General features: G+C 72.2%; 7 protein-coding genes and 3 pseudogenes. 4 read left to right on the top strand and 6 right to left on the bottom strand.

The window, feature by feature from the left end:
* The 4 genes from OG534_RS01280 to OG534_RS01265 form a co-directional block, all read right to left on the bottom strand.
* Positions 1-1,947 carry a non-ribosomal peptide synthetase gene (locus tag OG534_RS01280; RefSeq protein ID WP_326586193.1) on the bottom strand — a complete coding sequence of 649 codons (1,947 nt, stop codon included), beginning with the start codon at positions 1,945-1,947 and terminating at the stop codon, positions 1-3.
* Complete coding sequence (locus tag OG534_RS01275) at positions 1,947-5,168, bottom strand: non-ribosomal peptide synthetase (protein ID WP_326586192.1); 3,222 nt, start codon at positions 5,166-5,168, stop codon at positions 1,947-1,949. The genes OG534_RS01280 and OG534_RS01275 overlap by 1 nt, the downstream gene beginning before the upstream one ends.
* A 331-nt stretch (positions 5,169-5,499) precedes the next feature.
* Positions 5,500-6,813, bottom strand: coding sequence for a condensation domain-containing protein (locus OG534_RS01270; protein ID WP_326586191.1), 1,314 nt, complete (start codon positions 6,811-6,813; stop codon positions 5,500-5,502).
* A gap of 167 nt (positions 6,814-6,980) precedes the next feature.
* Positions 6,981-8,345: an MFS transporter gene (locus OG534_RS01265; protein WP_442807022.1), complete on the bottom strand. Its 1,365-nt coding sequence runs from the start codon at positions 8,343-8,345 to the stop codon at positions 6,981-6,983.
* Between the two features lie 889 nt (positions 8,346-9,234).
* Between OG534_RS01265 and OG534_RS01260 the strand changes: the two genes are divergently transcribed.
* Positions 9,235-9,654, top strand: coding sequence for a hypothetical protein (locus OG534_RS01260; RefSeq protein WP_326586189.1), 420 nt, complete (start codon positions 9,235-9,237; stop codon positions 9,652-9,654).
* Positions 9,651-9,863, top strand: a complete 213-nt coding sequence (locus OG534_RS01255; RefSeq protein WP_326586188.1) for a helix-turn-helix transcriptional regulator — start codon at positions 9,651-9,653, stop codon at positions 9,861-9,863. Before OG534_RS01260 ends, OG534_RS01255 begins: the two co-directional genes overlap by 4 nt.
* Positions 9,864-9,881: 18 nt before the next feature.
* Here OG534_RS01255 and OG534_RS01250 read toward each other — a convergent pair.
* Together OG534_RS01250 and OG534_RS01245 are read right to left on the bottom strand one after the other, a co-directional pair.
* Positions 9,882-10,028: pseudogene (locus OG534_RS01250) on the bottom strand (carbonic anhydrase); the annotation flags it as partial.
* 38 nt (positions 10,029-10,066) lie between these two features.
* Positions 10,067-10,210, bottom strand: a pseudogene (locus tag OG534_RS01245) (TerC family protein); the annotation flags it as partial.
* A 106-nt stretch (positions 10,211-10,316) separates the two neighbouring features.
* On the opposite strand from OG534_RS01245, the gene OG534_RS01240 reads away from it, so the two are divergent.
* Positions 10,317-11,552 (top strand): PP2C family protein-serine/threonine phosphatase, encoded by a 1,236-nt coding sequence (locus OG534_RS01240; protein WP_326586187.1) that lies wholly within the window; start codon positions 10,317-10,319, stop codon positions 11,550-11,552.
* Positions 11,553-11,881: 329 nt separating this feature from the next.
* Positions 11,882-12,980: pseudogene (locus tag OG534_RS01235) on the top strand (MFS transporter); the annotation flags it as partial.
* Positions 12,981-13,194 lie beyond the last annotated feature (214 nt).

Genomic DNA, 13,194 nt, shown 5'->3' with positions numbered 1-13,194 from the left:
TCAGGCTCCTTCCGGGCGCGCAGTCAGGCGCTGGTCGAGGAGGGCGGCGAACGCCCGCAGGTCGGTGCTGCGCAGCAGCTCGGGGGCGCGCAGGCGTACTCCGGTCTCGCGTTCGACGGTTGCCAGCAGCCGTGCGGCGACCATGGAGGTGCCGCCGGCGTCGGTGAAGTTGTCACCGAGGCCGGTTCCGGGCCGGCCGAGGAGTTCGCGCACGGTCGTCAGCACCAGCCGCTCGGTGGCGGTGGCGGCGGCGGCAAGGTCGTCGGCGAGGTCGCCCGTGGTGGTGCTCCTGGGCGGCACCGTGGCCTGGGACCCGGACTGGGCCTGGGCTGCCAGGGCGGGGCGATCCACCTTGCCGTTGGCGTCGAGCGGGAAGCCGTCGACGATCCGAACGGCGGTGGGGACGGCCTGCTCGGGGAGCCAGGCCCGGACCGCGGCGAGGAGATCCCCGGCAGGGGGTTCGGCGCCGTCGGCGGGCCGTACGTGTGCGACGAGGCGACCGTGGCCGGAGCTGTCGCGCAGCACGGTGACGACCGCGGTGCGTACCCGGGGGTCCTGCTCGAAGGCGGCTTCCACCTCGACCGGTTCGATCCGCACCCCGCTGATCTTCACCTGGTCGTCGAGGCGGCCGAGGAAGTCCAGGCTGCCGTCGGCGTTCATCCGTACCCGGTCGCCGGTGCGGTAGAGGCGGTCGACCGCGGGCAGCGCCAGTTCTTGCGGAGGGGCGGTGAACCGGCGTGCGGTGAGTTCGGGGTCAAGATAGCCGAGCGCCAGGCAGTGGCCGCCGACGCGCAGTTCACCCTCCTGCCCGCGGGCGACGGGGCGGCCCTCGACGTCCGTGACCACGAGGGTGACGCCCGGCAGCGCGGTGCCGATGGGCGGCGGGGCCTGGTCGCCGGCCTCCGGGTCGGTGCCGCGCATGGTGTGGGTGGTGGTGACGACGGTGGCTTCCGCGGGGCCGTAGGCGTTGTGGACGGTCGCGGTGACGTCGGCGGCGGGGCGGCGGCGCATGCGGTCGCCGCCGACCACGAGGTGACGTAGCTTCAGGTCCTGCGGCCACGGCCGGTCCAGGAGCGGTTCCACGGTGGGGGTGGCCGCCACGGCGTGGGTGAGGGCGGTGTCACGCCACCAGTCGGTGAGCACGTGCGAGTCCCAGCGGGTGTCGTCCGGGGCCGGGACGAGGGCGGCGCCCGAGGTCAGGGCGGCCCACAGTTCCAGCAGGTGCGGGTCGAACGCGACACCGATGAGCAGGGACTGGCGGTCGCCCGGTGCGAGGCCGGTCTCGGCCCGGTACCAGTCGAGGGCGACGGAGAGCGAGGACTCGGCCACGGCGACCGCCTTGGGGCGGCCGGTGGAACCGGAGGTGAGGACGGCGTACAGGGCGCCTTCGGGTGCGCGCCGGGTGCCACGGACGGAGTCGGAGAAGGCCGCCACCGCGGCGGCCGGGGCGTTGACGCCGTCAGTGGGCAGCAGCAGCGGGAAGTGCTCCCCGCCGCGGTGTTCCGCGGGAAGGACATCGGGGTCGCCGATGAGGCAGGCGACGTCGAGGTCCTCGGTGACGGCCTGGATGCGGCGTTCGCCGGGGCGGGGGCCGAGCGGCAGGTAGACGGCGCCGAGCCGGGCGAGCGCGACGGCGGTCACCACGAGGGCGGTGGACCGGTCGAGGCAGACGCCGACCAGGTCACCGGGCCGGACACGATCGGCCAGGTCGGCGGCGACCAGGGCGGCCGCCGCGTCGAGGTCCTGGTACGTCCAGATCTGTGTGCGGTCGATCACTGCCGGGGCCTGCGGGGTACGCCGGGCCCAGTCCTCGAAGCGGGCGAGCACCCGGGTCGGTTCGGCGGAGGGGCCATGGGCGATGCTCAGCGAGGTGTCGGTGACGAGGCCGGTGTCGAAGAGCATGGCGGGGACGGCGGGGATGGCGGGCGCGGTCGGGGACTGGGTCATCACGACTCCGTGGAAAGGGCGGTGGTGGCGAGGGCGTCGGCCTGGTCGGCGAGCACGGGGTTGCGGAAGAGCACCTTCAACGGCGGGCGGGTGCCCAGCCGGGGCTCCAGCCAGGCGGCCAGCTCGGCGGCCAGCAGGGAATGGCCCCCGCTGTGGAAGAAGTGGGAGCGGGCGTCGAAGCGGCTGTGGCCGAGCACCTTGCGCCAGCCTTCGGTGAGCAGAGCCGTCATCGGATCGTCCGACACCGCGGACACCGCGGACACCGCGGACACCGCGGACACCGCGGACACCGCGGACACCGCGGACACGGCGGTGGCCGTAGGCCCGGGCTCGGCGCTGGTTCCGGGCTGGGACGTCGCGGCGTCGTCGGGGTCGAGCGCCGCCGCTCGGCGCGACAGAGCCGTACGGTCGGGCTTGCCGCCGGCGAGGGTCGGCATGCTGTCCAGCCGTGCCCACCGGGCGGGCACGAGGGGGCCGGGCAGGCGGCGGCTCAACTCGGCGTGCAGCGCCTTCTCGTCGAAGGCCGCGCCGTCGGCTCGGTCTTGGAGGAAGCCGACGAGCCTGGGCCCGCCGGGGCTCTCCCGGTCCAGTACGACGGCGCAGGACCGCCCGCCCAGAGCCGCGGACGCCGCCGCCTCGATCTCCTCCAGCTCGATGCGGTGACCGCGCAGCTTGACCTGGTTGTCGCGCCGCCCGAGGAAGTACAGCAGACCGTCCAGACCGCGGTAGCCGAGGTCGCCGGTCAGGTAGACACGCTGCCCGTCGAGTGCGTCGACGGTGACGAACCGGGCGGCCGTCGCCTCCGCGTTGCCCGCGTAGCCCTCGGCGAGACCGGGCCCGGCGACGGCGAGTTCGCCGACCGCGCCGGACGGCAGCGGGCGGTGGTGGGCGTCCAGGACGTGGACCCGCTCGCCCGGGAGCTCGGTGCCCAGGGGGATCTCGGCGCCCTCGGCAAGGGCGTCGCGGGAGATCTCGTGGACGGTCGAGCTGATGGCCGCCTCCGTGACGCCGTACACGTTGAGCACGGTGGCGTCGGTGTCGGCGAGGACGCCGTGCAGTGCCTCCACGGGCAGGCGCTCGCCGCCGAGGACCAGGAGCCTGGGCGCCCAGCTCCCGTCACGCAGCGGGGGACGCAGGTCCTCGCGGGTGGCGAGGAAGTAGCTGGTGGGCAGGTTGGCTACGGTGACCCGGGCGGACGCCAGCAGTTCGGCGAGCTCCGCGCCCGTGGGCACCTCGTACTCGGGCAGGACCAGGCAGGCACCGGCGTGCAGAGCCGGCAGCACCTCCTCGAGCGCCACGTCGAAGGACGGCTGGGCGAACATCAGGACCCGGTCCGAGGTGGTGAGGCCGAACCGGTCGGCGGCCGCCGTCAGATGGTGCACCAGCGCCGCGTGGCCGACGGCGACCGGCTTCGGCGTCCCGGTGGAGCCCGAGGTGTGGATGACGTAGGCGGTGCCGGGAAGTTCGGCCGTTCCGCGCGCGGGGGGCAGGACCGGCGCGTCGATCCGGGCGGTCGGCAGTGCTTCCGGCAGGGCCGGGGTGCCGTCACCGGTGAGGACCAGCGCAGGGGCGAGCCGCTCCAGCAGCAGCCCGAGCCGGGCCGGCGGATCGGACGGGGACAGCGGGCAGTAGACGGCGCCGGTCCGCAGGCATGCGAGCAGGGCGACGAGCGAGTCGGTCCCTCTGGGCAGGACCACGGCCACCGGCCGGCCGGCCGTCACACCGGCGGCGCGCAGTCGCTCGGCGAGCGAGCCGACGCGGTCGTCGAGTTCGCCGTAGGTGAGCCGGCGGGCTCCGCACAGCAGGGCCGGCTGCGACGGGTGGTGCGCGGCCACGGGATCCAGCGGATCGCGGTCGGCCGGAACGGGCACGGGCTCGGCGGCCGGCTCCACGGCGGTCGGTACCAGTTCGGCCAGGGGAGTCTCGGGGCTGTCGAGATAGGCGCGCAGCAGGTCCAGGAAGCGGCCGGAGAGCAATCGGGCGACGTCTTCGCCGAAGAGGTCCACGTCGTAGTCCCAGACCAGGGTCATACCGGGCGAGCCGTGGCGCGGGGTGACGCCGCGACGGTCGTCCGGGAGCAGGACCACGTCGAGGTCGAAGCGGGTGGTGCCGGTGTTGAAGCCCTCGAAGAGGGTGATGTCGAGACCGGGTATGTCGATCTCGGGCAGCGGTGCGTCGTGGGCGCTGAACATGACGGAGAAGAGGGGGTTGTCGGCGCCGGAGGTGTGCATGCCGAGCGCCCGGGTCAGCTCCTGGACCGGTACGTCCTGGTGCGGCAGAGCCCGGATGAGGGTGTCGGTGACCTCGTCCATGGTGTCCTGGGCGGGGGCGGCGCCGTCCAGGGCGAGCGGCAGCGGGATGGTGTTGACGAACATGCCGACGGCGTCCTCGTAACCGAGGGGGCGGTTGCCGACGGCGGTGCCGATGACCATCCGGGAGCGGCCGCTGTGCCGGCGCAGGAGTTCGGCGAACAGCCCCAGGAGCGTGGAGAAGGGGGTGAGGCCGCGTGAACGGGCGTGTCCGCGCAGGTGTTCGGCGAGATCGGCGCCGATCGTCTGGCGCAGCTGTCCGCCGTGGTGCTTGCGGCGGGCACCGGGGCGGGTCAGGCCCGGGAGCGGCAGGTCGTGCTGCTGGTCGTGCAGTTCGGCCCGCCAGAAGTCGAGCGATTCGGGCGCGTACGCGGCCTCGGTCCGCTCCAGGACGTGGTCCGCGTAGGACGAGGCGGGCGGGAGCTCGAGGGTCTCGCCGAGGACGTGGGCGCGGTATACGCGGAAGACGTCGTCGAGCAGGATCGCGAAGGAGTGCCCGTCGTGGATCAGGTGGTGCTCGACGTGGATCAGCCGGTGGTGGCGCTCGGCCAGTCGTACGAGCGTCCAGCGGATCAGCGGCGCCTCGAACGTGTCGAGCGGTGTCTCGGCCTCGGTACGCAGGAGACGGGCGAATGCCGCCTCGGGGTCCTCCTCCGTGCCGAGGTCGATCGTGTGCAGCCTCGGCGCACACTGCGGCGCGACCCGCTGCGCCGGTACGGACCCGGCGGAGGCGACGAGTTCGAGCCGCAGACCGGGGTGGCGCGCCAAGGTGGCGTCGAGCCCCCGGCGCAGCGCCTCGGTGTCGAGCGTGCCCCACAGGTCCAGTGAGGCGGTGAAGTTGTAGGCGCGACTGCCGGGCTGCATCTGCTCGTGCAGCCAGACGATCTCCTGCGAGGAGGAGAGGGGAAGCATGGGCGATCCCTGAGGTTGTCGGGTCGGACTCCGGTGCCGGTCACGGTCGTGTCCGGTGGTCGTGCGGGCGGATTCGCGGGTCGCGCGGCGCCGCTTTCTGCGTGGGGGGATGCCGTGGAGGGAAGCTCGGGTGCGCGGCGGCGTGGGCTGCGCTGCGGTGCGGTGTGCCGGGTGGTGCGGTGTGGTGTGCCGGTGGTGCGGGCTGCCTGTGAGCGCCGGCGCGGGGTGGCCGCGGGGCGGTGACGCGCCCGGGGGCGCCGGAGTCGGGCATCCTGGGTGCCGCCGTGGGACGCGGGGACCTGCGGCGGAGGGGCGGCGGCGGGCGGTGGGGTCACTGCACGGTGGGCTCCGAGGGGCGCAGCGCGTGGGTGAGCGCCTCGAACGCCCGCTGCGCGGTCTCGTCGTCGAGCACCGCCCGGTCCCACACCATCCGCAGGCGGATCTCCGCTCCCTGGGTGATGGAGACGGCGAAGGGACCGCGGACCGGTCGGCCGTCGACGTGGACCTCCCGTCCCTCGACACCGGCCAGCACGAGCGGCGGGCGACGGTTGTCGTCGTCCACGGTGAGCAGTCCGTCGAGGCCTCCGGTCCAGCCCGAGCCGGCGGCCCGCGCGGCCGTCACGATCGCGTCGAACGGTACGTCGGCCCGGTCGAGGTCGTCCCACCACGCGTCGGCCGTCGCCTCCGAGCCGGTTCCGGTGCCGGGCTCGTCGCCGGTTCCGTAGTCGGTGTCGGCCGGGAAGACGAGGGTGTTGAGGAAGCAGCCGACGACCGGCTCCGCTCCAGGGGGACGGCCGCCCCACGGGTAGCCGAGCGGGACCGTGCGGCCGCGTCCGTACAGCTCGCGGGCTGCGGAGCGGCAGGCGTCGAGCAGTCCGGGGAAGGACACGCCGCCGTCGTACGCGGGCAGCCGGGCCTGCGCGGCTCCACTGGGCCGGGTGCCCTCGGGCACGCGGGCCGGACTGGGCGCCGGAGCGTGGGCATGCAGCGTGCGCAGCCGGTCAGCCCAGTACGCGGCCGCTTCGGGCGTCTCCGCCCTTTCCTCGGCGGCGAGTTGACGCAGGACCGCGTCCCGGTACGCGGCGAGTTCGCCTTCCGTCTCCCCTGGCGCGGCGTGGGAATCGGTGGCCTCCTCGCTGTAGGCGGCGCCGAGCTCGTCGACGATCCGCGCCAGCGAACGGCCGTCGCAGACGGCGTGGTCCAGGGCGACGGCGAGGATCTCCTCCTCGCGCTCCTCGTCGCGTACGAGGAAGAGCCGCAAGGGGGGACCCTGGGCATCCCAGGATTCCAGAGCGCGACGGAGCGCGTCGGCGGGCGACTCTCCCGGTACGAGGGCCGGCCGGGTCACGCCGACGTCCGGATCGGCGACGCACAGGACGGGAGTGCCTCGGACGACGGCGGGCCGTGAGCGCAGGGCCGTGTGCCGTGCGGCGAGCCTGGACGCCGCTGCCTGCAGGCGTTCGGGGTCGATGGTTCCGTGAGGGAACGCGAAGAACATCGGCACCACGTCGGGGCGTCCCGACGGGTCCAGCGAACGCACCAGCAGGAAGCGGCGCTGTGCTCCGGTGACCGGCAGCACGCTGTCGGACCGGTCGCCGGTGAGGCGCCGGTAGCGGGCCAGGTACTGACTCGTGATGCTGCGCACGTGGTCCTCTGTGTCGTGGCCGCGGTCGCGCGGAACGCCGGCGCGGCCCTTGCGGGTATGGCGGTGTGGTCGGTGGCGGCGGGCGGTGCCCGCGCAGGGGTCGTCCTTGGCGGCAGATGGTGGCCGGGCGGCGGTCAGCCCGTGGTCAGCCCGTGGTCAGCCGGTGGTCAGCCGGTGGGTGCGGGGGTCGGCCGTTCGTCGCCGTCGGCGGAGGCAGTGTCCCGCCGTGTCCCGTGGCCGGCACCGGCACCGGCACCGGCCTCGGCCTTGGTGTCGGCGTCGGCCTTGGCGTCGGTGCCGGCGCCACCGTCGTCCTGTGGACCGGGCAGGTCCCGCATCCGCCGCAGCGGGGAGAGCATCAGCGGCAGCGGTACGGCGAGGATGCCGACGGCGCACCAGGCGAGCGCCGTACGCGACCCGTAGGACTGGGCGAGGGTTCCGCCGAGGAGCGCGCCCAGTGGCAACGTGCCCCACATGAGGAAGCGCAGGGTGGCGTTCATCCGGCCGAGCAGCCGAGGTGGGCACATTCCTTGGCGGAAGCTGACCTGGGCGACGTTGTAGACGACGGCGCCGAAGGAGACGACCGCCGATCCGGCGGCGAACAGGACCGCCCCGGGGAGACCGTGCCCGGACAGGGGCCACAGCAGCGCGAACGGGCCGGTCACGAGGACGGACAGGAGCATGACCCGGGCCTGCCCCAGGATTGCCGCGAGGCGCCCGGCGCACAGGGCGCCCAGGAGCCCTCCCACGGCCGACGCGGACAGCACCAGCCCGAGTCCGCCGGCCTCCAGCCCGACGACACGGACGAGATGCACGGTCTGCGTCGCCATGAGGACGGCCGTACAGAAGTTGGCGAGGCCGGTGGTGAGGGCGATGACACGGAGCAGCGGATGGCCGAAGACGAAGCGGACGCCCTCGCCGATCTCCTTGCGCAGGGAGCCCCCGGCGGCTGCGGGCTCGGGCGCCTCCTCGGTCTGCTCGACGCGTAGGAGGAAGAGGGCGGAGAGCAGGTAGCCGATGGCGTCGACGATGACGGCGAACTGCGCTCCGACGAGCTGGACCAGTCCGCCGCCGATGCCGGGGCCGGTCACGTGGGCGGTGGAACGGACGGTCTCCAGTGCGCCGTTGCCGGCCATGAGCTGATCACGGGGCAGGATCTGCGGCAGGTAACTCTGATGAGCGACGTCGAAGAACACGGTCGCCACGCCGGTCACGAGCGCGACGGCGTAGAGCTGGGCCATGGTCAGGACGTCGGCGAGCGCGGCAGCGGGGATGCTGGCCATGGCCACGGCGCGCAGCAGATCCGTGCGGATCATCAGGGGCCGCTTGCGCATCCGGTCGGTGAGCGCTCCGGCAGGCAGCCCGACGAGCAGGAAGGCGGCGGTCTCCGCGGCGGTCAGGAGGCCCACCTGGAAGGCAGGAGCGTCGAGTTCGAGGACGGCGACGAGGGGCAGCGCCACGAGTGTCACTTGTGCACCGAGCTGTCCGGTCGCAGCTCCCGCGAGTAACAGTCGGAAGTCGCGCAAGCGCATAGGGCCACCGGCGGTGGCTCGGGATGTGTCGGACATGTGAACGACATTCACGGATCGATCGCTCAAGAGTCAAAGCAAACCTGCCATTTTCGGACTTGTTTTGCGGCGTGGTGGGCACGGATCAGGAAATCCTTTGCACTACCCGGGGTACGGCCGCGTGAATTCCTGCCCGTTGTACGCGCACCGTGGGGCGGGTGGGGCAAGGGGGATCAGGGGGCCCAAGGGGGAGCCGGGCGACCTCCCTTACCCTGAGTAACGGGTTCCATCCTGACCGAAAAGACTCACCCGTGATCATGTTCCTGCGGAAGGTTTCATTCCGTCCGCTATGAGCGGCACCCGACGTCGGCCGGTACCCCTGCCGGGGCGGGAGGGGTGCAGGCCGCATGTGCAGGCCGGCGATTCCGGCCCGTACGAACTCCTCGTCGCCGGAGTCGGTCAGTGCGTCGCCTACGTGCGGGTACAGCGCGGCGACGACGGCCTCGGGCGCGGTCTCCCGCAACGTCTCAGGGTGCAACAGCGGACCGCCGAGTCCCGAGTGGCCCGCCTGCCACGACGTCCGCATCCCCGATGTCGTCGTTCACCCCTGCACCCGCCTCCCAGACGACCACCAGGTCGTCACTGACGAGCAAGCGGGTGGCGGCAGATTCCCGTCCCTCGAAGTACTCGCCGCCATGCTCGTACTTGCTGCCCGGCCTGCCGTCCGGGCGGAAATCCAACCTGGCGCGGACCGGATCGCTGCCGCCGCCTCGGGGTCCGGGGGCGGATCCGTGCAGGGGCCGCCAGTAGCGCCGCACCCGGTGATTCCTTCGCCGGCACCGCGACGGACCGCCACCTTCTGTGACAAGGACCATTTACATTGAGACAAGGTCCCTTTACGTTTGTTTGGCGTATGGGGAAATCATCAGAGAACCGGCAGAGCCGAAGCGACACGGTCCGCACCCGCGCCTGGTTCGTCGACTGGTTGCCGGCCGTCATCGCCCTGGGGCTGCTCAGCCTGATCTCGGAGTTCGGCCTCTTCGGTTCGGCGGACTCGGGAAAGCTGTTCTGGTCGCTGCTGAACCTCGCCCCCGGGCTGTGGATCGTCCGGGCCGTGATCAGGAGCCTGCGCCGCGCCGACGAGTACCAGCGCCGTTGCCAGCTCGAAGCCCTGGTGATCGGATTCGGCGTGTTGATCACGGCGATCTACACCGTCGGGCTCCTCCAGGCGGCCGGGGTCGGCGACCTGCGCCAGCTGGTCCAGATCAGCTTCCTCGCAAGCATCCTGACCTGGATCGCAGCCCTGCTGTTCAAGACCCCTCGAACCCGGTGAAGAACCGGCTCAGGGAACTGAGGGCGGTACGCCGCTGGAGCCAGACCGACCTCGCCGACCACCTCGACGTATCCCGGCAAACCATCTACGCCATCGAAACAGGCCGCTACGACCCCAGCCTGCCCCTCGCATTCAAGATCGCCGCCCTGTTCGGCGAACCCATCGAGAACCTCTTCCACCCCGACGACGAGACGGACTGCAAACCGTGACCGCCGGCAGCGGCTGCCGGCGCGGGCCGCTGCAACGGCGCCGCAGGAGCCATACCCGAAGACCACGACGAGGCGGCAGTCGAGCACGCTCGTGCCGTACTCGATGCTGCCCAGCACCTCCGGACCCAGGACATGCCCTGCGGTGCGGACCATGATGAAGGCGTCGTCGCTTACCGCGCCGAGGATCAGGGCGGGACTCACCCCAGCCCGCTCCAGGCCGCGGCCTCCTTGAAGCCGATGACGTGCGCGCTGCCGGTGGGCCAGGAAGTCCACCGCCGGCGACACCACCCCGTCGCGGCGAACACTGCCCACAACCAGAGCGGGACCGCGAGCACGCCAGCCACCATCCCGTGCAGCCAGTACACCGATGGCCGAGCCGGAAGGCGCGGACGCGGCGTGCCTCGTAGGTTGGCAGGAGCACCCGCGACCAGCGGAAGGACCGGCGCAAGGCCAGTGGTAAGCCAGATCGATCACCAGTTGTTGTTCGCGGCCACGCCCAGTCCCTATCTGGTGCTGGACCCCGACCTGGTGATCGTCGATGTCAATGATGCCTACCTGAGGGTGACCGCGCGGGGTCGGCAGGAGCTGGTCGGGCAGTACCTGTTCGATGCCTTCCCGGACAATCCGGAGGATCCGAACGCCGACGGGGTGCGGAACCTGGGGGCCTCGCTGCACCGGGTCCTGCGGTCGAAGGAACCGGACACGATGGCAGTGCAGAAGTACGACATCCCAGTGGTGTCCCAGCCCGGCATGTTCGAGGAGCGGTGGTGGTCCCCCATCAACACCCCTGTTCTCGGGCCGGACGGGGAGGTGGTGTGGATCATCCACCGGGTGGAGGACGTGACCGAGTTCGTCCTCTCCCGCCCCGGCCACCCACAGAGCGGCACGCTGGGTAAGCGGGAGGCGATGGAAGCCGAGCTCTACGCGCGAGCACGGGAGTTGCAACGGCTGAACGAGGAACTGCGCCAGGCGCACGCCCGCGAACGCCAGATCGCCGTGACGCTGCAGGAGGCGATGCTGCACTCGCCCGACCTCGACGCGCACCGGAACATTGCCGTGCGCTATCTGCCCGCCGTCGGGTCACTGAACGTGTGCGGCGACTGGTACGACGTAGTCGACCTTCCCGGTGACTGCTTCGGTGTCGCAGTCGGGGACGTCGTCGGCCACGGCCTGGAGGCCGCCACCATCATGGGCATGCTCCGCAGCGCACTGAGCGCCGCCACCAGGGCACTCCACGAGCCCGCCAGATCGTTGGAGGTCCTCGGCCTCTACGCCCGATCGGTCGAAGGAGCAGTGGCCACCACCGCCTTCAAAGCCGTAATCGACGCCAGCCGGCACCGGATCACCTACAGCAGCGCCGGCCACCCCCCACCGGTCCTGCTGCACCCCGACGGAACCTGCGACCTGCTGGACCAGGCGACCGACCCGCCCCTTGGAGCCCGACCCGAACACGTCACCCGGCCCCAGGCCGCCACGCCCTACACCAGTGGCGACACCCTGGTGCTCTACACCGACGGCCTCATCGAACGCCGCAGCGAGGACATCGACACCAGCCTGCACCGGCTCACCCACGCCCTGGCCGACTATGCCCGCATGAGCCCCAACCAACTCGCCGACGCCCTGCTGTCCCGCCTCGGCGTAGCCGGCGGCGCCCGCGACGACATCGCCCTGGTCGTCGTGCGCCTCTGACCACGCACACCCCCGCACTTGCGGATCGGCAGCCGGACCGCGTCGTACCGGGCACGATCAGTACGCAGCAGATCGCCGGCGAGACGGCCACCTCAGACTGGCCCACCTCGCGTACGAGCCGGAGGGCGTCGCCTCCTCCATGGCCGACAGGCCGTCTGCCCGACCATCGGGCATTGCACGCCGAGCCAGGAACGGATCACGCGAAAGGCTGACGCCATCTCAGGTGAGGTCCGCCTGCGAGGCCTTCGGCAGGGTCTCCTCCGCTTGGTCATCGCGTGTGAACCGCCTGCGGTACCGGGGGAGGAGCAGTGCGCAGTAGAGGGTGCCTTGCGTTCGCGCTGGAGTGGATCCCCCGCCTCGCGGCGTTCTTCCTGGCCGGATCGATGGTCGACCGGCACGGTACCAAGCGGGTCTTCCGCATCGCCTCGGCGCTGCGTGCCCTGGTGGTCCTGGCCGCGGCGGCCATCCTGCCCACCCAGGCCGGAGGACCTGGAGCCGCCATCACGGTGATGGCGCTCGCCGCCATCACCGGTGTGGCCACTGAGTTCTCCTACATCGCCGCCTAGACCGCGGGCGCCACCGCGAGCAAGGACGCGGGGGAGCGGGCCCACCGCGTGCAATCGGTGCTCCTGGGGATCGACCAGACCGCCACCCTCGCCGGCCCCGCCCTTGCCGGGTTCCTCCTGCACTGGGCCGGAGTCACCGGCAATCTGATCACCATCGCGGCCTGCTCCCTCCTGGGCGCCGCCCTCGCCCCCTGGCACCGCGAGCCCCGTTTCGTCCCCGCCGCCCCATCCGCGCTCACCGGACTGCGCACGGGATGGAAGACCCTCGTCTCCCTCCCGGCCCTCGCGTGGTTGATCGCCGGACTCACTGTCTCCAACATCGCCACCGGCATGCTCCAGGCCGCCGCACCGATCACCGTCGTCCAGCACCTGGGCTACTCCAGTGCCGCCGTCGGCCTCATCCGGTCGGCCGCAGCGGCTGCCTCCCTCCTCGCGGTCGCCTGCTGCCGCTTCGCCATCGACCGCGTCGGCCTCTGGCCGCCGGAGCCGCCTGCGCGGCCGTTGCCGCGCTGGCCGGCCTCGCCGTCTCCCAGGCCGGCACCTACACCCACTTCCTCGTCCTGACCGCCGTACTGATGGCCGGCGAAGGCGGCATGACCGTCGTCCTGCGCACCCTGCGCTCCGACCTCATCCCCGAACAGGTCTTCGGCGTCACCCTCAGCATCACCATCCTGATCATGCTCCTGCCTTCCCGCTCGCCGGGATCCTCGTCGCCGTCACACCGGCGACCGCACTCGGCAGCCACGGCCTGACGGCCTGCGCTGCCCTCCAGGCCATCGGCTTCCTCGCTGCCTTCTGGCGCCTGCGCCGCGAACCCGCCTTGCGCCACCGGCGCAACCCCGGCATGCCGGGCGCTCCCTGACCCGCCGTGCCCCGCCGAGCTCGGGCACCTTGAAGCCGCACAGGAGTCGCACCCGCCGGCTGGTTCACGGGCAGTGCAGGTTCTCGTTTCTCATGACGACAGCCAGTGGCCTGGCCTGTGGAGGTCCTCTGACGCCAGTGTCTGTAGTGCCTGCCGTGCGGTCTTCCCAGCAGCTCACGCGTCGGGGCCGTAGGTGATCCAGCGGATCAACCCG

The organism is Streptomyces sp. NBC_01294, assembly GCF_035917235.1.
GTDB classification, from domain to species: domain Bacteria; phylum Actinomycetota; class Actinomycetes; order Streptomycetales; family Streptomycetaceae; genus Streptomyces; species Streptomyces caledonius.
Note: the sequence above shows the minus strand (reverse complement) of the source record. Positions and strands in the feature narration are given on the sequence as shown.

Excerpts from the sequence above, each read along its gene's own strand:
- OG534_RS01275 (WP_326586192.1), bottom strand. The coding sequence starts at position 5,168 with ATGCTTCCCCTCTCCTCCTCGCAGGAGATCGTCTGGCTGCACGAGCAG.
- OG534_RS01260 (WP_326586189.1), top strand. The coding sequence starts at position 9,235 with ATGGGGAAATCATCAGAGAACCGGCAGAGCCGAAGCGACACGGTCCGC.
- OG534_RS01265 (WP_442807022.1), bottom strand. The coding sequence starts at position 8,345 with ATGCGCTTGCGCGACTTCCGACTGTTACTCGCGGGAGCTGCGACCGGA.
- OG534_RS01280 (WP_326586193.1), bottom strand. The coding sequence starts at position 1,947 with ATGACCCAGTCCCCGACCGCGCCCGCCATCCCCGCCGTCCCCGCCATG.